At 63.8% G+C, this 19,549-nt stretch carries 16 protein-coding genes; 10 read left to right on the top strand and 6 right to left on the bottom strand.

Annotated features, from left to right (window positions below):
- Window positions 1-46: 46 nt before the first annotated feature.
- The 5 genes from LMG28727_RS10530 to LMG28727_RS10505 all read right to left on the bottom strand — a co-directional run bounded on the left by LMG28727_RS10530 (window position 47) and on the right by LMG28727_RS10505 (window position 6,890).
- Window positions 47-1,834 carry a zinc ribbon domain-containing protein gene (locus LMG28727_RS10530; protein WP_201642240.1) on the bottom strand — a complete coding sequence of 596 codons (1,788 nt, stop codon included), beginning with the start codon at window positions 1,832-1,834 and terminating at the stop codon, window positions 47-49.
- A gap of 18 nt (window positions 1,835-1,852) precedes the next feature.
- Complete coding sequence (locus LMG28727_RS10525) at window positions 1,853-2,482, bottom strand: hypothetical protein (RefSeq protein ID WP_201642239.1); 630 nt, start codon at window positions 2,480-2,482, stop codon at window positions 1,853-1,855.
- 1,374 nt (window positions 2,483-3,856) lie between these two features.
- On the bottom strand, window positions 3,857-5,104 hold the full coding sequence (locus tag LMG28727_RS10515) for a zinc ribbon domain-containing protein (RefSeq protein ID WP_201642237.1): 1,248 nt from the start codon (window positions 5,102-5,104) through the stop codon (window positions 3,857-3,859).
- Window positions 5,104-6,240 carry a zinc ribbon domain-containing protein gene (locus LMG28727_RS10510; protein WP_201642236.1) on the bottom strand — a complete coding sequence of 379 codons (1,137 nt, stop codon included), beginning with the start codon at window positions 6,238-6,240 and terminating at the stop codon, window positions 5,104-5,106. Before LMG28727_RS10510 ends, LMG28727_RS10515 begins: the two co-directional genes overlap by 1 nt.
- Window positions 6,241-6,455: 215 nt before the next feature.
- On the bottom strand, window positions 6,456-6,890 hold the full coding sequence (locus LMG28727_RS10505; RefSeq protein WP_201642235.1) for a hypothetical protein: 435 nt from the start codon (window positions 6,888-6,890) through the stop codon (window positions 6,456-6,458).
- On the opposite strand from LMG28727_RS10505, the gene LMG28727_RS10500 reads away from it, so the two are divergent.
- Genes LMG28727_RS10500 through LMG28727_RS10480 form a run of 5 tightly spaced genes read left to right on the top strand, consistent with a single transcriptional unit; the run spans window position 6,882 to window position 12,059 of the window.
- Window positions 6,882-7,511, top strand: a complete 630-nt coding sequence (locus tag LMG28727_RS10500; RefSeq protein WP_201642234.1) for an RNA polymerase sigma factor — start codon at window positions 6,882-6,884, stop codon at window positions 7,509-7,511. The genes LMG28727_RS10505 and LMG28727_RS10500 overlap by 9 nt on opposite strands.
- On the top strand, window positions 7,508-8,365 hold the full coding sequence (locus LMG28727_RS10495) for an anti-sigma factor (RefSeq protein WP_201642233.1): 858 nt from the start codon (window positions 7,508-7,510) through the stop codon (window positions 8,363-8,365). Before LMG28727_RS10500 ends, LMG28727_RS10495 begins: the two co-directional genes overlap by 4 nt.
- A 25-nt stretch (window positions 8,366-8,390) precedes the next feature.
- Window positions 8,391-8,798 (top strand): hypothetical protein, encoded by a 408-nt coding sequence (locus LMG28727_RS10490; RefSeq protein WP_201642232.1) that lies wholly within the window; start codon window positions 8,391-8,393, stop codon window positions 8,796-8,798.
- Window positions 8,795-10,525 (top strand): SulP family inorganic anion transporter, encoded by a 1,731-nt coding sequence (locus tag LMG28727_RS10485; protein ID WP_201642231.1) that lies wholly within the window; start codon window positions 8,795-8,797, stop codon window positions 10,523-10,525. The genes LMG28727_RS10490 and LMG28727_RS10485 overlap by 4 nt, the downstream gene beginning before the upstream one ends.
- 22 nt (window positions 10,526-10,547) lie before the next feature.
- Window positions 10,548-12,059, top strand: coding sequence for a caspase family protein (locus LMG28727_RS10480; RefSeq protein WP_201642230.1), 1,512 nt, complete (start codon window positions 10,548-10,550; stop codon window positions 12,057-12,059).
- Window positions 12,060-12,098: 39 nt separating this feature from the next.
- Here LMG28727_RS10480 and LMG28727_RS10475 read toward each other — a convergent pair whose 3' ends face one another.
- The gene (locus tag LMG28727_RS10475) at window positions 12,099-12,443 is read right to left on the bottom strand and encodes a helix-turn-helix domain-containing protein (protein WP_201642229.1); all 345 of its coding nucleotides are present in this window, start codon (window positions 12,441-12,443) and stop codon (window positions 12,099-12,101) included.
- A 324-nt stretch (window positions 12,444-12,767) separates the two neighbouring features.
- Here LMG28727_RS10475 and LMG28727_RS10470 point away from each other — a divergent pair, with 324 nt between their 5' ends.
- The 5 genes from LMG28727_RS10470 (at window position 12,768) to LMG28727_RS10450 (ending at window position 19,549) form a co-directional block, all read left to right on the top strand.
- Entirely contained in the window at window positions 12,768-13,055 is a 288-nt protein-coding gene (locus LMG28727_RS10470; RefSeq protein WP_201642228.1) for a hypothetical protein, read from the top strand.
- Between the two features lie 89 nt (window positions 13,056-13,144).
- Window positions 13,145-14,425, top strand: a complete 1,281-nt coding sequence (locus LMG28727_RS10465) for a hypothetical protein (protein ID WP_201642227.1) — start codon at window positions 13,145-13,147, stop codon at window positions 14,423-14,425.
- 307 nt (window positions 14,426-14,732) lie between these two features.
- Window positions 14,733-15,635 carry a hypothetical protein gene (locus LMG28727_RS10460; protein ID WP_201642226.1) on the top strand — a complete coding sequence of 301 codons (903 nt, stop codon included), beginning with the start codon at window positions 14,733-14,735 and terminating at the stop codon, window positions 15,633-15,635.
- 1 nt (window position 15,636) lies between these two features.
- Window positions 15,637-17,238, top strand: a complete 1,602-nt coding sequence (locus LMG28727_RS10455) for a hypothetical protein (protein WP_201642225.1) — start codon at window positions 15,637-15,639, stop codon at window positions 17,236-17,238.
- An 85-nt stretch (window positions 17,239-17,323) separates the two neighbouring features.
- A complete protein-coding gene (locus tag LMG28727_RS10450; RefSeq protein ID WP_201642224.1) occupies window positions 17,324-19,549 on the top strand; it encodes a lipase family protein in 2,226 nt (741 codons plus the stop codon).

Here is a 19,549-nt window from a genome sequence, read left to right as displayed (position 1 = left end):
CGTTATGGTCGCGCGGTCGGTGCGGGGCAACGGTGACGAGCCACCGCTAGCTCACCGCCGCGCCGCAGTTGTCGCAAAAGCGTGAATCCGCTTCGAGGGTTTCACCGCAACCGGTGCAGGTGTGTGTGCTAGCGCGAGACGCACCGCGCGCGGTTGGCGAAACGCCGCTCAGCGCGTCGCGTAATTTCTCCGGCAGCAGGTCTGACCCGGCGGTATCGCCGAGCTTGTTCAGCGCACCGGCAACGGCGATTTTCTCGATGTCGCGTTGCGAGGTCGGCGCGACTACTACGGTCTGCTGCTGCGCGCACTGCTCGAGAATCTGGCGCAACTCGCGTGCTTCATCGGGAAGGCCGCGCATGCCGACGATCATGCGTCGATGGTCGCGCCCGAAGGTCACCGAATCGATCTCCGCGACCCAGATGCGTACCGACATGTCGTGCACGGCGATCACATCGCTTTCGGTGCGCACGCGGTCGGTGAACTGCGCGCCAACGTTCATTCGCGAACGCTGGAAATTACCGTCGAATTGCACCCAGACGAGTTTGGACAGGAAGTCGAAGCGGGCCCACAGCATGTGGCCGACACGCAGGCAGAACGCACCCACCGCGAGCATGGCGCTGCCAAAGGTGGCCCAGCCCAATGCGTCGGAACGCGTGCCATCGAACGACGACGAAAAGGCGGCGGCAAACCAAAGGAGGCAGATCACGGCGATAGCGACCAGGCCCACACCGAAGGCGTTGAGGCTGACCAGCCAGCAGTAGCGCGGCTCGGTGAACGCGCGTTGCAGATCGACGCGGCGCATGTCGTCACGCGGCAACGGCTGGGTCTCCTCGAATAGCTGACCGCTGAATTGCCCGGATTGTCCGGCCACGTTGGGCGTCTGGCGCGCATAACGGCGGTTTGGAATCTGCTCGACCCAGCGCCGCTGCATGTGCCGCTCGAGTTCGTCGAGCAGTTGCTTGGGTTGACCGTTTAACGACACCGTGGCGAGCTCACTGCCCATGCTGGTTTTCGGCGGCACGACGGTTTGACGGATCAACGCGACAAAGAACAGCAGAACGGCGACGGCGGCGCAGATCAGCAGCGCGAAGGTTTGCGTCGTCAACGGCAGCCAGCTCAGGTCCGGCAGATGCGCTGACAATAGCGGCACCACGATCGGCGCGAATACTGCTACGAGCAGCAGGCCGATCAGGCCAGCCGGACCGAGCGGTGTGGTGTTTTGACCGCCGTGTTCGATTGGCTTGAGCAGCAGGAAGAACGTAAAGCCGAAGAACAGCAGCGCGACCCATGTGCGATCCGAACTGTTGTCGAAGCCGATCGTGGCGATCAGGAAACTCAGCAACGTAGCGGTCAGCGCGAGTCCCGATTCGAATTGCGACTGCGCCAGTCGACGGATCGGCACCGGTGCATAGATCAACGCCGGAATCAGCGAATACAGCAAACCGTTGAGCGCGCCTTTCGGATCTTCGAACCACAGCGCGCCGGAACGCATGCGCTCCTGCAGATTCGCCGCGCCGTTCATGACGCCGTCCTGATTGCTGGCGGCGATTTCGTCGGCGAGGCTGAGCGGCTGACCGCGGCCGAAGTAAAAGCGCAACTGCATCATCCCCATTCGCGCATAGTTGATGCCGCTGCCCAGCAGGAAGATCCCCATGGCGAGCGGCAGAAACGCCCAGCCGCCGTGATGCGCGGCCAGGTTGTGGCGGCTCAGCAGAAGCGCGGCCAGACCACCGGCGAATAGCAGCAGCGCTGCGGCAAAGCGAAACCAGTTCTCCACACGAAACGGATTCGGCAGATTGAGGCGATCGCCTTCAGAACTAAACTCATACGACATGACTGACTCCGCCCCGCATCATTGGATCGACAGACTGTTCAACGCATTGTCCTGTGCGGATTTCGCGCGGTTGCGCAGCGACAGCGCCTGACTGTTACGCGGATCGAGGCGCAGCACGGCGTCGGCATTCGAGATCGCGCAGTCGTACTTCTTGTTGCCGAAGCAGCGGGTGCCGTCGGCGAGACTGCCGTTGATCGCGGCGCGGATCGTCGGGTTCTGCTCGCTAGCGTCGGCTGGCGGTGCGGCGGGTTTGCGCGGCTTCGGATGCACCGGCGGGGTGGTTGCCGCTTCAGGTTGCGGTGCGGCGGGCGGGGCTTCGGGTGCGGGCTCGGGAGCAGGTGCGTTGTTGGCCGTCGAGGGCTCGACTGGGTGCGGCGCGGCGGGAAGGTCGGCCTGGCTTGCCGGTGTTGCCGGTGTTGCCGGCGCGCTGGAGTCGACAACGTTCGCGGGTCCGCTTGCTGCCGGCTGCATAGCCGGTTGCGCATCGGGCTGTGACGCCGCGACGGGCTGCTGCGCATCCGCAGGCGTGGCGGCGGACGCGATGTCCGAGGCCGGTGCGGCCGCCGCTGCGGCAGGCGTGCTGGCTTCCTGCGGTTGATCGCCCGTGGGCTTCGCGTGTTGCGAGCGAAGGTAGAGACCCGCACCCACGGCAATGCCAAGCACCACCACGGCGATCGAGCCGATCAGGAGCGTTCTGTTGCGATTGGCGGGGAGGGCGGTATCGGTTTCGACGCGGGGTTGCGTGGGTGCGTTGCCCGCGTCCGAGCCTGGCTGGTTGAGCTGGCCAGTGGGCGGCGTTGGTCGCGCGTCGGAACCGGAAGGCGGCGGTGTGAATACAGGCTTCTCTGCGGGCGACGCGGCTTCCGTCTCTTCGATCTTATGGTCGAGGTGATCGATAGTTGGAACCGGAGTGCTCGGGTCTTCGCTGATGACCGTAGGCGGCTCGTTATGCGCGATCCGTTCGACAAAATCGAAGCGGCATGTGCGGCAGAAACGTTTGCCGCTCGCGCGCGGCGTCGAGCAGGTCGGGCACGGTTCGGCGCCGGTGGCTTGTGCTGCGGCCGCACGTTCTTCGGCTTCGGGTTGCGCGGTGGTTTGAGCTTCGGCGGCGTGGCGTTGTTCTGCAGCCTGTTCGGCAGCACGCGCTTCGGCTTCTCGTTGCGCTGCGGCCTGAGCTTCGGCGGCGTGGCGTTGTTCTGCAGCCTGTTCGGCAGCAGCACGCGCTTCGGCTTCTCGTTGCGCTGCGGCCTGAGCTTCGGCGGCGCGGCGGTGTTCTGCAGCCTGTTCGGCGGCACGCGCTTCTGCTTCTCGTTGCGCTGCGGTCTGAGCTTCGGCGGCGCGGCGTTGTTCTGCAGCCTGTTCGGCAGCACGCGCTTCGGCTTCTCGTTGCGCTGCGGCCTGAGCTTCGGCGGCGCGGCGTTGTTCTGCAGCCTGTTCGGCGGCACGCGCTCTGGCTTCTCGTTGCGCAGCGGCCTGAGCTTCGGCAGCGCGGCTCTGTTCTACAGCTTTTTCGGCAGCACGCGCTTCGGCTTCTCGTTGCGCAATAGCTTGCGCTTCGGCCGCACGGCTTACCTCGGCCTCACGCGCCGCATCCGCATCGGGGCTTTCCAGATCCGCCGCAGGCAGCGTAGAAAAATCAAACCGGCATGCCCGGCAAAAGCGCTTACCGCCGACCCGTTCGGTCGAGCATTGCGGACATACCGTCGCCGCCGACGTCACGGCCTGCGTATCCACGAGAGCCTCAGAAACAGCAGGCGCAGCCATACCGACCGCCAGATCCGCCGCCGCAGCCGACATCTCCAACGCTCCACCAACTTCCGCTTCCACAGCCTCCGCGTGCGCGGCAGGTTGCGAAGCGACGGCAGCCTCGGCACTGCGTGGCATCGGCGTGCCGCATTGTTTGCAAAACCGGGCAGTCGGGCTATTGGTCAATCCGCATTTCTGACAACGCATGCTAGGTCTCAAGGTTCGTAAACGGGCAGTTAGGAATCCGCACGGCGCGCCACCGGGGCGCGCCTGACGTCAACTGACGCGATGAAAACGCGTTCTTCCAAACCCCTGGGAAATATAAAAATGGTCGCCGTCGATAATCTCGATGTCGGCCACCGTCTCGCCGGTTTTTGTCCGGACGTGAATCCGCTTGCTGTCGCCGCTGTCTTTCTCGAACGTGACCGGAACCGCTTTGCCTTGTACCAGCAGGCTGTCGCGTGTGAATTCGAGGGTGGGCAGGCCATTGGTATCCGCCTGCCATTTGCCGGTCAGCGCGCTATTCGATCCGAACAGTCCCGACACCATCGACGTAAGCCGGCTCAGAATGCCGACGTGGCTGCCGCTTTCGCCACTCTCGTCGGCAGACTCGTCACCGGCCATCGCATGTTGGAACACCCGGCGCGCGAGGCTTTGGGTTAGCCCTTGCGTGAATCCTTGCGTCACTCCGTTAGCCATCGCATTCGACTCCTCTGGCTGGGCTGCATAGCCGAACCGGGAGCCGTTATCCGCCTCCCAGCCATGCTCACCCTTGACGAGCGCGATCGATGTGGTTTTCGGCAGATCCGCGAAACGATCCGACACATTGCGTTGCGCTTCCGGCGTCTGGATCCAGGCGTCGGCATGACGATAGCCGTAGCTATACGTGCCTTGCACATGCCATTGCTTGCCGAGCTTGACCGGCTTGGCGAATTGCACCGACGACACCGTCAGGCCATCGGCAAAACAGAGCTTGCCGTTATGGATCTTCTTCTCGCCTTCGGCCGTATGCGAATACTCGAGACTGCCGCCGAAAATCGCACCGTTGCCCACGCGCTGCGGCGTCGTGTAGATGCCGGCTTTGCTTAGCACCGCCAGCCATTGCTGCGTGTTGGTGTCGAAGCCGCCAACCTGAACCGTGTTCTTGTCGTAGGGGAAATTGCTCAGACAGGTCACGTCCGCGACCCTCGCCGGGTTCGCGTTGACGATGGTTTCGACATCGCTCGCACTGGGTGCTGCGGGCGGCATCGCGAGGAACGCTGCGATCCCGCCGACCACCACCAGCACGCCGACGCCCACGCCGCCCCACAGACCGACCTTGCGCCAGTTGATCTCGACCGGCGGCGCGGCGAGCGCAGCCGCAGCCGCCGCAGCAGCAGGGCCGGCGCCGCGCGATTGAGCGAGCGGGGCAGCCGGCGCCGTGCGCTGAGCGGCACGCGGCGCACGCACCGGCGTGCCGCATGCGTCACAGAACTTCGCATCCGCCTCCAGCGCGGCGCGGCATTTGACGCAAAATTTCGCCATCACACACCTCGTGGCAGATCGGCTCCGCATTCGCCGCAGAACGCGTCGTCGGGTTCGGCCGGCATGCCGCAGTGCGGGCACTCGTGCGTTGCGTCAGCGGCCGGTGCAGTCGCGCCTTGCGGCGTCGCGGCCAGCGGTGCAGCGGGGAAACGCGGTGCCGGCGCGAGCGGAGCGGGTGTGGACGGCTCGTCGGCCAACGCGGGGCCGCTCGGTCCCGCATAGCCGCCCGCGAGATTCAGAAAAATGCGGCAGGTGCCCGCGAGATAAACCATCAGCGGAAACGTGTAGGCCAGCGCAGCAAGAATGCCGACGCCGATCATAGTGGCCAGCATGTAGCCGTTCAGGCCGCCGCCCATGCCGCCGAGTCCTGCCATGCCGGAGAACATCGAAAGCATGCCGCCGCCGAAGCCGATGATGCCGCTGCCCAGCATCGCGACGAAAGCCGAGCCGCTGAACAGGATCGCCGACGCAATGAAGCCGACCACGCCGACCACCAGCAGCAACACCATCTGCTGCACGATCGGCGGCAGCAGGCGGCCAATGTTCAATGCGCCGCGATTCAGACCGAGCACGCCGAGCGCCTGGCGCACGCCATATCCTTCCCACAGCGCGGGCGCCGCAAGCGGGTTGACGATGAACACGAACGTGAACCACACGATCCCTGCGATCACGGAAGCGACCGGATAGACCACGACGTAAAGCAACGGTCCGAGGAACGGGATCTTGCAGATGAACAGCACGATCGCGAGCGCGATCATGAAGCCGATGAAGATGGCGATTTCGATCAGGAAGACGCCGAGCAGTTTGGGCAGCGTCATCAGACCGGTGACCAGTGCATCACGAATCGTGAGCGGCGCGCGTTGCTGGATCTGGTCCATTAGTGTTTTGCCTGCCGCCGACACGCCGGTGCCGGCCACGATCAGCGCAGCGACCACACCGATGAACGTGAACAGTCCACCGATCGCGAATGCGCCGTTGCCGGCCAGCGTCGCGCCAATTCCGGCGAACAGTCCGGCGACGATCAGTGCGCAGATCGCGCAACCGAGGAACAGGCCGAAAGCGCGCGTGTTACGTGCGGCGTCGACGGCTTCGAAAACCACTAGCGATCCGCGAATCGCGTCTTGTGACGATGACATTTATTCCCCGGCTAACAGATTGTGGTTATGACAGGCCAATGAACCGGCGCGAACCGTTGCATAAAGCAATGACGCGCGACGACACAATGCCCGCTTGACTTAACGGCATAAGGTCGGAAAAACTTGACGGTGCGCTTAATGGGTATCTATTCGATACGTTTAAAGCGCCGCGACGTTCAGAGAGCAGTGGCAGCCTGATGACGGCTATGAATGCGCTAATTGCCGGCCTGAAAACATACGGATGTATTACACAGGCGTTCTAATGGCGCGTGACGCAAACGTTTTACGTATTCATATCGCATGATTTTTGGTCTCTTCTGGTTCATCGCCGCGCCACAGGCCACCCCTGGCCTTACCGCACGCAGCGTTACTTCGGGTTTTCTTTGTGACGCGGATTTTATGCCTGGAATAAGACACCAGGAAGGTCTGTCGTGTAAAAAATTGAAGGGTGCAAGCGCGGCATGAGAATCCTCGTAATGGTTGCATTCCCTTGCTATTCGTGTGCCACCCGAATTTGTTCGCCAGCTTTCGCAGTTTTTTTGCGTGCCGTCCGCGACACCGGAGTTGCGGGAGTTTCGCGGCGCTTTTAATTCTGATACTCTGCGCAACTCAAAAATAATGCTTTTCAAATTGACCAGATAATGGACCACGGGGCTTCCATTGCGATCGACCGTCTGCTTGCGGACCGGGACCGACTGCGCGATTTCTTCCTGACCTTGCGTAAGGATGTATTTCGCATTGCGCGGCGCCGTTTCCCGTGGGTGCGCGACGCGGATGTCGAGGAGAGCGTGCAGGAATGCTTCGTGGCGGTCCTCGAGCGCCGTGGCAGTTATACGGCGCCACCAGCCGTACTCGACGATCCGCAGCGTTTCGCCGCGCACCTGTCCGCCTATCTGCGGGCGGCCGCCATCAACAAGATCATCGACCGGATTGGCCGGGCGGGTCCGGGCGATCCGGAGCCGATCATCATCGAAGACGGCGAGGATGCGTCCGACGTGCTCGACAAGCTGATGCGCGAGGCCGGCCATAGCACGCCGACGCCTGAAGACAATCTGATGCACAGCGCCCGCATGCGGGTGCTTTCCGACTGCATGCGCAAGTTGACCGTGCTGGCCCGGCAAACCTTCGAACTCGCGCTGCGCGGTTACGGCGACACCGAAATCCAGGCGCATACCGGTGCTGGCTCGGCGGTCGCCGTGCGCCGGCGCATTTCCGAAACCAAAGGCGTACTCACGCGCTGCGCGCAATCCTCGTTGGGAGGCGCGACATGAGCACGAACACACCGCCGTCAGGGATGGACGGCAACGGCAACGACAAGGGCAGTGACAACGGCAGCGACAACGGCGCGAACTCGCACGACGCGTTGCTCAGCTATCTGCGCGGCGAGTTGAGCGTCGAGCAAACACGTGAACTGGCGCAGCGGCTGACCGCTTCACCTGCGTTGCGGGAAGAACTGGCGTTGTTGCGTGCGACGGCCCAGGTCGCGCAGGACTACTATGTCGACAACACGGCGGACGCTGCATTCGAGCGCTTGCAAAGTGCGCTCGGCGGCGCGCCTCGCATTGCGCCGCAACCGCAACCGCAACCGCAACCGCAACCGCAACCGCAACCGCAACCGCAACCGCAACCGCAACCGCAACCGCAACCGCAACCGCAACCGCAACCGCCAAATCGAGGATCGACGTCGAGCAGCCGTCGTGAGCCGTCGCTAATCGAGCGGCTGCAAGCATGGTTGCGCTCGCATGCCCCGGCGCTGCAGCCCGTATTGCTCACGCTGATCGTCGCGCAGGCGGGCGTGCTCGGCTATTTCATCAACGACACGAACCGCGACCGCGTGACCACCGAAGCGCCAGCCGCCACGCGCGGCGCCGCCGGATCGTGCCTCGATGTCTGGGTCACACCGGTCCCGGATGCCACCGTCAAGGGTCTGCGTGACTGGCTGCTGCAGTACGGCGGCTCGATCGTCGCCGGCCCCGATGCACAAGGTCGCTTCCGTATCACGTTGCCGGACGCCGACGCGCGTGCTGCGTTCACCCACGACCCGGCTCGCGCCCGCCTTGCGCAAAGCATCGACGACGCGGTGCAGTGCGGTCCGCGTGCCGCTAGCGCTACCAGCGCCCCCTGACCATCCTCCGCCAGACGAGACGCCCATGCTGAACACCTTCGCACGCTGGATCAACAGCAAAGCGGCTTTCGTACTGGCGTTCTCGCTGGTGCTGGCCGGGCTGGTGATGGGCCTGTCGCACGCGGCCGTGACGCTGACCGGTGCCCACGGTCATAGCGCCACGCGCGGTGCGAGCGGCGGGCCGTGTGGCGAAGTCCTGACGTGGTTCGCCGCCGACGTGCCGCTGCGTTCGGTCAACGATTTCCTGCTGCAGTACGGCGCGGTCATCACTTACGGCCCGAACGAAGAGGGCGCGTATCAGTTGCATTTTCCGGACTTGCAGACGGACGACGCGGTTCAGGTGACCTCGCGCGCGGCGGGCGTGATACGCGCCCGCGCCAATGCGCAATGCCGTGCCGCCGATGCAGTTGTCACCGGCGGCGCCGCGTCATGAATGCGCCGCACACCGTGAAGACGACAGGCGCCGTGCCCGATGACCGCACTCGCTGGCTGGTCGAAGCGTTCGCTGCGCTGATCGTCACGCTGGGCTGCGCGACCGAGTACGTGGCGCTCGGCTCGCAGGCCACCTCGGCATTGCCGGGTTCGCAGGCCGCCGCGTATGGCGTCATGCTCGGTGTGCTGACGGCCGTGATCGGCGTGCCGCTGTCGGCGCTCGGCGCCAGCACTCGCCCGATGATTTCCGGTCCGCGCGTGGCCGCGACCGTGTTGATGTCGCAACTGGTTGGACAACTGCTGTTGAACGGCCAGGTTGCCGTGCTCGGCATCAAGGCCGTGATGGCGCTTTCGTGTGTCGCGGTGTTGATTGCCGGCGTGTTCCAACTCGCACTCGGCGCGTTGCGCGGCGGCTCGCTCGTGCGGATGGTGCCCGCGCCGGTGCTATCCGGCCTGCTGTTCGGCGTCGCGGGTCTCGCGATGAGCGATCAGTTTGCGTTCGTCGCGACTTGCGTATTCGACTGGCACTTCGCCACGCTCGGCGTGGTGGCGCTGGGCGTCGCTGCGCACTTCGGCTGGAAGGGTTTGTGCCGGGGTGTCGCGCCGCGCGTGAAGCTGCCGCCGGGTCTGTCGATGTTCGCCGCGCTGCTGGTCTCCGCCGCCGCGTATTACGCGGTGGTAGCGGTGCTGCCCGCGCCGCCTGCCGCGTGCCGGCTGGTGGGCGTCGCGGGGCTCGACCTCGGAGCGTGGCGGCCGCTCGATTTTCCGCTGTGGCAGCGCCTCGCTGGCCTGCTCGATCTGTCGACGCTGGCGTGGGTGATTGGCTACGGCATGGCGATCGGCTTCATTGCTTCGATCGATACCGTGATCGCCGTCTCCAGCATTGAATCGCTGACGCAACGGCGCGGTTCCGTCGACCGCGATCTCACCGCATTCGGTGCGCTCAACATGCTGCTCGGTGTGCTCGCGCTGCTGCCTTGTGTCGGCTCGGTCACGCGCTCGACGATGGCGATCGCCGCCGGCGCGCAAACCCGCGTCGTCGCATTGCTGCACGCAGCGCTGGTTCTGCTGGCGTTGACCGCAGGCGTGCAACTGGTCGCGATGTTGCCGAAACTGTCGGCGGCGGTGGTGGTGATCGTGATGTCGCTCGACATGATCGACGACTGGTCGCGTTCCATGACCGCCATGGCGTTCTCGGATACCGAGCCACGTCGGGTGATCGGCTGCGCGATGTGGCTGTTCCTGATCGAAGCGGGCGTGACGCTGTTCAGCGCGCAGCCGAGCATCGGCTTTTTTGTGGGCTGCGTGGCCGGTGCGTTGCTCGGCGTGCCGTCGCCGCGCTCGCTCGAGGTTCGGTGGGATGAGCCGGGTGAGCCGGGTAAGCTCGACACGCAGTTGCGTCTGAGTGCAAAGGGGGCGCTGCTCAGCTACAACGTCGAACGAAAAATCGTCGGGCCGTTGTTGCGCCGGCTGCAGAGCTCACCGCCCGCGCGCATCGCACTCGATCTGAGCGAAGTGGCGCGGATCGATGCGTCGGCGTGCCGTGCGCTGGTGCAACTCGACGTGTTCTGCGCGAAACGTGGCGTTGCGTTGCGTTTCATTCTCGCGCACCCGTCCGATGGGCGCGCCGGTCAGGTCGCCGTGGCGATGCGTGCTTTTCAACGCACGGACAGTCTCGACTTCGCGGCTCCCCCGACCGACTCCGCAACCCTTGCCGTCACCGGATAAAGCCATGCTGCGCTGGATCTCTATGTCGAAATGGATCGCGGGCGCCGCAGTAGCGATGGCCGGAATGCTGTGCGTGACGCCGTACGCGAACGCAGCCGCAGCCGCCAAGGCACCCGCTGGCTCACCTGCGCCGGTCTCTGCTGGACCCGACACCACGCACGCTGCCAAGGTCGCGCTGGTGATCGGCAACAGCGCGTATAGCGGCGCCGACCGCCTGATGTCGCCCGCCAACGACGCGCGGCTGATCGGCGAGACGCTGCGCGGCCTGGGCTTCGATACACGGGTCGATTACGATCTCTCGCAAGACGAGTTCAACGGATCGATCGACTGGCTGGCCACGCACGCGCGGGGCGCGCAGGTCGTGGTGTTCTATTACGCGGGCCACGGCTTCGAATCGGCGGGTGACAACTTCCTCGTGCCGGTGCATGCCGGTGTCGCCATCAATGCGATGACGCGCTCGTTGCTGCTCGAGCGGGCCATCCGTCTGAAGGGCGCGCTGGCGAAGGTCAGGGCGTCGCAACCTGCGTCGTTCATTGCGTTGATCGACGCATGCCGCGTGCCGTCGCGCGGCGCGACCACCAGCACGCTCAAACGCGAACCTGCCGCGCGCGGGGAACTGATCGCCTATTCGACAGCGACGCAAGCCGCCGCTTACGACTCGATGCGCACCTTCGGCACGCCGACCGACGACGGCCCGTTCGCGTACTACCTGTCGATGTACATGAAGGCACCCAACGCGACGATCAAAGGCGCGCTCGAACACACGCAGCAGCAGGTCGCGGACATCACCGGTGGGCAGCAACAGCCGTGGATCGAAAGCGGACTGATCGGCGACGTGACGCTCGCGCAGAACCTGACGGGTGTGGCGCCGCCGCCGGTCTACGCGCAGGTCGCGCCGCCCAACGGCCCCACGCGCGGTGCCGCGCCGGCGGGGACACCCCGGTGGGCCACGCCCGCGAATCTGGCGACCGTGACCGTCCCTGCAACGCCCGCGCCGGTTGCTCCGGTTGCGCCGGTCAACGCGAACAATCCGTTTAACCTGCAACCGCTGCGCAACGATCCCGGCACGCAGCAGCGAGCCGATTCGTGGGACGACGCCGAGCTGAGGATCACCACGGCCGCGCATCAAAGCAGCCGCAACGATCTGCAGAGTCTGCGTTCGCGTGCGCACGATCCGGTGGCGTTGACGACGCTCGGCATGATGTCGGAAGAGGGGCTCGGCGTACCGCGCAACCCGCGCGCGGCGATGTCGTACTACCGGCGCGGCGCCGAGGCGAATTATCCGATTGCACAGACCCTGCTCGGCGAGGCTTATTTCGAAGGGAAGCTCGTGCCGCGCGACTTCGACGAAGCGGAGAAGTGGCTGGCACGCGCGGCAGCCCAGGACTACACCCGCGCGCGGCTCGACCTCTCGCAACTGCGCGCCGAGCGTGGCCAGGGTAACAAGGCGCAAAACTGGGCCGACGCAATGAACCTGATGATCGACAGCATCCGGCCGCGCAAGCCGTATCCGGGCAGCACGCCGGGTCAATGACGTGACGTGACGTAAAGCGAAGCCGACAGCCGCTTCGCTCTATTTGCGCAAGCGCTGCGCGAACGTCTCGACCCACTCGACCAGCATCTGCCGATCCTTCAGCGCAACGCCGCGCAGGCTGCGTGCGATCGCCGCCGCCTGATCGTCTTCGCGCGTCGACGCACCGGCCAGCAGTTCCTCCACACGACAGCCGAACAGCTCCGCCAATTCCACCAGACGCACGACCGTCGGCACGGCCGTGCCCCGTTCGACTCGCGCGACCGCTTCCCGTCCGAGCGACAGTTGCTCGGCGACCTGTTCCTGCGTCAACCCCGCCTCGACGCGCTTGCGCGCGATCACGCGGCCGACTGCCTCGGCCAACGCCTGTTCTTCGTTTCGATCCATATTCCGCTGACCTGCTGATAATTTCGTGATTGCCGTCGATGGGACGGACACTACCTTAATAGTCGCATCACTACCTGTTGACAGACAGAGCCTATTGAGTTTCAATGCGCCTTAAAAGGTAGTGTTGCATCATCGAAGTGGGTTGACGGGCACATGTCGCCTGGTCCACGGCGAGTGAGACAAAAATATTTCGGACCGGCGGCGAACAAATTGGCTTTCTCCACGAATACCTCAACAAGACGCTCAGATTCGTCGATCCGGCCGCGCCAGTTACGCACGGTCTACGCATAGCAAGAACCGGTTATTCAAAGAACTATGGAATCCATGGCGCTGCAATTCATTCTGGACGCTGTTCCTCAGGCATTTCATGCCGATACCAATGTTTTTGTTGCCGGCTGTTTTATCTGTCTCGCGTGGCCGCGAATTGAAATTTCCGCCGACGCGCAAAAGGTCGTAATTGACTGCCCCGCCGACGACGCCTGTTTTCCGCGTGACAACACGCCTCTCGTTCCTTTCCTGAAGCAGTTTCCCGAATTGTGTCTCGAGGTCGTGGAGGCGCATCCCCGTTTGCAAAGGGGTTTTCAAAACTATTGCCGCTCGCTTCGGCATTGACCCACGGTGCGGCATTCACTCGTGGATACCCGCCGGTCTGCGCAATCGCACGCCGATCCGGCCACCCTCACTTTTCTTTAATACACAACATGATGAATAAGACCACCCTGACGGTTCTTACCCTGTGCGTCAGCGCATCGATCCTGCTGTCGGCATGCGGCGGAGGCGGCAGCAATAACAGCAGCGGCTCGCCGTCTGCGCCACCGTCGAGCGGTCAGAGCGCCGGCGCCGTGACGCCGCTCGCCTCCGGATCGAGCTATGTCGGCACGGTGGGCTTCGGCGACACGATTCGCGTCGACCTCGACCAGCCCGCAGCGGGGCAGTTGACGCTCAGTTTCATCAAGTCGCAATTCGGTCTGGCGGGGCAGGTGACGGGTGCCTATCAGATCAGCAGCACCAACCAGATCACGGTGTCGGGACTGACGGCCGGCACGGGCTCCACGTTGTCGGCGGCCCAGGCGGCGGCGCTGGGTCTGTCGCTGACGCTCGTGAAGGACAGCGGCGGCGCCGGTCTGTTGAGCGGCGCGTTGTCCAACGTGCCGAACCTGTTGGGCGGCGGCGGTCTGCTTCAGGGCCAACTCGCGCTGACCAACAACGGCGTGCCGGACCTCGCACAACTCGCGGGCACCTACAGCATGGTCGGGTTGACTGGCGACTACAGCAACCAGGGGGTGCCGGTCGACTCGCAGGCACCGGAGGCCGGGCAGGTTCGCATCAACGCGGACGGCAGCGCGCGCTTCTGTTTCGGCAAGGCCTATTCGGATACCTGCACGAACGTCGACACGTCGACCGGCGCGACGCTCACCGATACGGCGACCTTTTCCGCCGACCCCGATCAGACCACCTATCCGGGTGCGTTCGACATGGCGGTTGGCGGTCAGCAGGTCGGCCGTGTGTTCACCACGCGCCAGGGCGGCAACACGACGCTGCTGGTCGATCGCTTCGGCACTTCGCCCGAGGGCAATCCGCGTACCGGCTCGTGGGTGCTGAGCAGCACGCGCACGTTGAATAGCGGCGACTACGACGGCAAATGGGTCTGCACGGAGCCGGACACCACGTTGAACAACGTGCTGACCGGCAAGACCGATGTGATCCAGACCACCATCAGCGGCGGCCAGATGCTGAGCGCGGATGGCCAGTCGCAATCGCCGCTCTATTACAACGCGGCTTTCGACCTCGAGGCCGCCGCGTTCTCCAGCGCCGATCCAGTGGTGGCGCAAGGTATCGACGGCCTGATTGCTGCTCAATTCCAGTTGCAGGCGGGCAAGGAAACCACGGTGCTGCTGCCGGTGAACAGCACCACGATGTATTGGCTCGATGAACCGAATGCATCCGGTTTCTTTGTGATGGGTTTGTGCAACAAGCAATAAGCCGAAGCCACGCGCGCTGGAAACGGCGCGCGTTTATCGCCAGCGATTAAGTGGCGCGCGGGAATTAGCTGTAGAGATTGAAGGCGACTCGGCGGCGCATTATTGACCGCGCTGAGTAGCGCGCAGGAGACCACTGAAAAATAGCATCGTCAAACAAAAGAGAATTAACGCATGGTACGATCGCACGAAAATACAGCAGTAAAAAGCAAGTCAATGCGCCCGTTTGTGAACGGGCGTTGTTGTGACGGGGTTGGCCACGGTAATTCGCCGGTGGCTATTGCGAGAAAGTCGAAGGGTAGCGGCCAGTATGAAGAAGCCGGGGGTTTTACCGTGGTTGCCGTCATTCGGGCACGCACGGCATATCAGTGTGTCGCTTGGTCTGGAAGCGATCAATTACATTAAACCGCGCGCCGTTTCACGCCGTGCGTCATTTTCGTTGACCTCGCGTCGTGCGCTTTATGCGATTCCGGTTCTGGCGGCGGCATTCGCATTGAGCGGTTGCGCGGTCGACAGTAATGGCCGCATTTCGCTCGATGTCGAGCAGGCCACGTCGCGCGAGCTATACCACTTCAAAACCGCGTTTGGCGATGGCGTATTGCGCCGCACACCCGCCGGTCTTTATCAGATCAAGCTCTACGACCGTTCGCAGATTTTCGATCTTGGCCGCACCGAAGGTGTGCTGGTCGATAACGTCACGGACGTGGACGGCGTGACTTATCTAACGCTGCGCATGCCGCGTCCGGGTTGCGACAACGTTTATCGCACGCTGATCATCAAGAAGAACGAAGTCGGCAAATACGATCTGGCGAACGAATGCCAGACCACGGTCAACTTCGGCACCCAGGATTCGAGCTGGCTGGCGGTGCAGCAAAAGCCGCATAACGCGCGTTTCTGGATGATCCGCGACAACCGCGTGCAGAGCGGCCTCGTGCCCGAAGCGCCGCCGGTCGTCGCCGTGCCGCCGGTTAAAACGCCGCCGGTCAGACACGCCAGCAAGCCTGCTTCGACCGTTACACGCCGGGTTGCGACGCATCGCAATAGCGACCCGGGCGCAGATGCCGCCGACAGCAACGTAGCGGCCGCCACCACAGCGCCTGCATCGAGCGGAGCGCACAAGCTGCAGCCGACCAGCGTCGACGTGATTCAGGAGCGCGTGTCGACCACCGACGTCAGCCATCAAACCGTGCATATCGATCTGGGCTCGCACTGACATGTTGCGCAAAATCGGCTCGCATATTTTTCCGGTCAAAGGACGGCCGCTGTGGTTGTGGCTCGTCACGCTGACCACCGCCGCGTATCTGTTGATCGAGTTCTCCTTCAACGCGCGCCTGCTCGATGTGGTGGGCGGTAACGCCAGTGCGAGCGACGTCGATTCGATCGAGGTGTACGGGCGCCTGATCTCCGGCTTCGCACTCGCGCTGGCCGCGTGGCCCTGGCTGTTTTCGCGCGCACAGAAACACAGCTACGGCATCGCTAAAACCGTGTTGTATCTGATCGCGTTGTCCGGTGTGCTGATCGTCGTGGCCTATCACGCGGAGAAACGTCTCGTCGACGTACTGGTCAATCGTTCGAATGCGGCGGACCGCTACGTCGCGCTGAATCTGCATCTGTTGCAACAGGCGCTGGTGGCGCGCGACGTCGATCTGGTGAATCTGCCTCTGCAGGTCAGTGATCCGATCAGACCGGACATCAAGACGTTCCTCGCTATTTTCCCGCTGCTGGCCTCGCCGATCGAAGACCTCGACCAGAAGATCGCGGATCGCAAGCCGCTGGTGGTGCGCAATCAGGTCGATCGCGCGTACGGTGGTCTCGGCAAGGCTTACGACGACTACCGTCACAGCACGGTCGAATTGCAGCGTCGCTATAACGCGGATTATGTGGTCGCGTCGAATCAGGCCGCCACTGAAGCGGACAAGATTCCGGGGGAACAGGCCGACGCCTGGAATGACTACGTGCGTGATTTGCGCAAGCATCGGCTGCAACCGGGCACGGTGCCGCGCATGTATTACGGACGGGTGCGTCAGAAGGTGCAATCCAATGGCGTGCCGGTCGGCCGTGACTGGGCACCGGGCGATCGCGGCGGGTTCTATGCGGCTGTGGCGCATAAGGCGCAAGGACAGATACAAACCGCGTTCGCCAATGGTATCGCGCAGCGATTCCCCGAAGGCGTGGGACTCACACCGTATCTGTCGTGGGAACAGTTCGCCATGACGCCCGCGATCCAGCGCTTCTGGAAGAAGCAATTGCAGATTCCGGATCGGGTGACACTACGCCCGGAAATCGGTACGACGGAGCAATATGCGACGCTGGTCTACAACCCGACGCTCGATATCCGCCAGGCCGAAAATCTTCAGCAACTGAATGCACCGCCAGAGCAGTTCGCCGATTCCCGTCCCTACGAAAAACTCGGCAAGGACGGCATGCGCGCGTTGATCGTGCCGCCCATCGCACTCGGCTTTTCATTGCTCGGTGCAATGGTGCATATCTTCAAGTTCTCGCTGGGTGTGACGCAACTCGTGACGATGCGCGCATTCGCGAATGGCTTCTATAAAACCATCGGCATTCTGCTGGGCGCCGCCGCCATTTTTGCGGTGGCCAATGCGCGTGCCGCTTCGCCGATCACGCAGGAAAAACTGTTCGTCGAGCATCTGTATCCGGACGCGCAAGGCAAATACGGCACGACTGCGATGTGGCTGGTGCGCGGCACGATCCATCTGCAGCCGGTGGCCTATCCGGCGTTCGAGTTCGTGCGACGTCAGGTGCTGGGAGGGGCGACTTTCGGCGTCTCAATGGGGACGTCACCCAAGGTTTGACGCCACGCGCCACATGCCATAGTCCACGCGTTGTACGTGTCAGATAGCCAATAAAAAGCAGAGCATGGGGAAGGGGAGTTCAGTGATGCGTTTCGACTGTAAGCGTACCGTGCTTTCCGCTTGTGCGACGCTGCTGTGCGCTACAGCGGCGAGCCACGCGCAGGCCGGCACCTGGGAGAGCGCATTCGGCGTTCAGGACCTGGACGTCGTCGTCAATGCGGTGCTTCAGGAAAGCGATGCCGGCCGCCGTGCGAGCCTCGAACGTCCGATTGCCGCTGCATTCAAGCAGGACGACACGCGCGCCGATTACGTGACCGGTGTGTTGCAGATCACCGGCGGCGTGCCGGAACTCGAACGCAATCCGGCGCATGGACTCGAACTGATCCAGACGGCGGCGCGGCGGGGTCTCGTGGCCGCGCGCGTGAAACTGGCGGCTCTGGTCGAAGCAGGTAACACGAATATCGACGCGCGTCAGGTGCGCGTGTGGCTCGATGAATTCGCCGGTTCGAATGGAACGGCTGCGTATGCGGACGCGACGCTGTGGTCGCAAGGACTCGGCGGCCAGCGCAATGCGTGCCGCGCCAACCAGTTGCTCCAGGTCGCACAGCGTCAGAACGTCAATCCGGATGGACAGTTGCAGCAGCGCCTCGCGCAGACGCTCGACGCGTGCAACGGCGGGTTGAGCGCCAGCAATAGCGCGTCACAACGGCCCGCAGGCGGTATCTCTTCGGATGAGTGGTCGAAGATCATGCAGTTGCGTGGGACGTCCACGTCGAATGGTCCTTCGTCGCCAGCACAGTCCGCGACGCTGCCCGCCGGGCAGTCGGTGACCAGCGCGGCCACAATGGGCGCGCCTTCCTTATCGCCTGTCGCGCCGTCAGTAGCACCAGCGCCGCCAGCCGCACTGGCAGCGCCGTCAGCATCGACTGCGTCACAGCCTGGCGTGGCCGTCGGCGTGCCCGCCGACGCCGCCACGCGCGACTTCGACAAAATGCTCGCGTTGCTGTCGTATGCGGTCTATGCCGATCCTGCGAAGCTCGCCGACGCGCAGCAGAAAGCCGACGACCTGCAGAATCGCGTCGCCCGTGTGCAGGCCGATCAGACACTCGATCCGCTGATCAAACCGCACGAAGTCAGGAAGCTCGACGCGGCGTTCCAGGCCGCCAGCATGAAAGTGGCTGAGGTGCGCAACCAGTTGGCGGTGAAGACGCAGGTCGCGCAGACCTACGGCCTCCAGCGCGTGCATTTGCCGGCAGCGGAAAGCGAGGCCGAGGCGGGACATGTCTACGCGGAAATCTGGGCGACGCAGGACGGCCGGCGCATCGTCGTGTTCCGCGGCACCGACAACAACACCGACTGGGTCACCGATGCACAAATCGGCCTCACGCCGGAACTCGCGGGTGAACTCACGGCGCGCGTGAAGTCGCTGAGCGGTCAATCCCTCCTCACCGGCACGAGTGCGCTAGCGGTGAAGGGCTATGACGCCGGGCACTTCGATGCCGACGACATGGGCCGCCCGCGCGCCTTCTCCGTGGCCGACAATCTCGTGCGCGCGGTGATGCGCAGCGGCGTCGCGCCGTCGCAGGTGACGTTGACGGGGCATTCGCTCGGCGGCGGCTATGCGCAATACGCCGGCTTCAAGAACGGCGTCGCGCAGATCGTGACATTCAACCCGGCGCCGCTGAACTCGCGTCAGCAAGCGGACGTGCAAGCGGGTATTCAGCATTTCGGCGGCCAGGTGCGCCACTACGTTTCGTATATCGCGCTTTCCGGCAACGCAGCGGGACGCGTGTACGACCCCGTGTCGCAATTGACCAGTGAGTATCTGCATCAACCGGATCTCGCGTCGTTGCGGGTGATCGGCACTGAATACGCCGTGCCGGTGTGCGCCGATCTGCGCAGCCCGGAATATCAGGCGTTCTCGGGCAACGTGCAGGACCGCATCACGCATAAGACATTCGGCTCGATGGACAAGGGCGGCGAGAACACCAAAAGGGTCGGCAAGGTGATCGGCCAGGCGGACGGCTACGTCAGCGCAAGCACCGATAAATCCACCGCAATGGACGCGGGCGGCGATGTCGGCCAGGTGCCGGGGCATGCGCTCGGCACCGCGTCGTATTGCATGAAGCATCCTTACCTGTGCAGCGCCAAATTCGCGGTGGGCGGTATGGTCAGCGCGCTCGCCACGGATTTCACGCCGCGCGCGTGGACGATTCTCAGCGCGCATCGGATGAAAAATCTGGAAGAGGCGATCCAGCAGAACGGCAAGCAGGTGTGTGAAGCGCCGTCGGCCCAGCTAGCTGGGCGATGA

The organism is Paraburkholderia metrosideri (assembly GCF_904848625.1).
GTDB lineage: Bacteria > Pseudomonadota > Gammaproteobacteria > Burkholderiales > Burkholderiaceae > Paraburkholderia > Paraburkholderia metrosideri.
The sequence above is the reverse complement of the archived record's forward strand: the minus strand, read 5'-3'. Positions and strand labels throughout refer to the sequence as shown.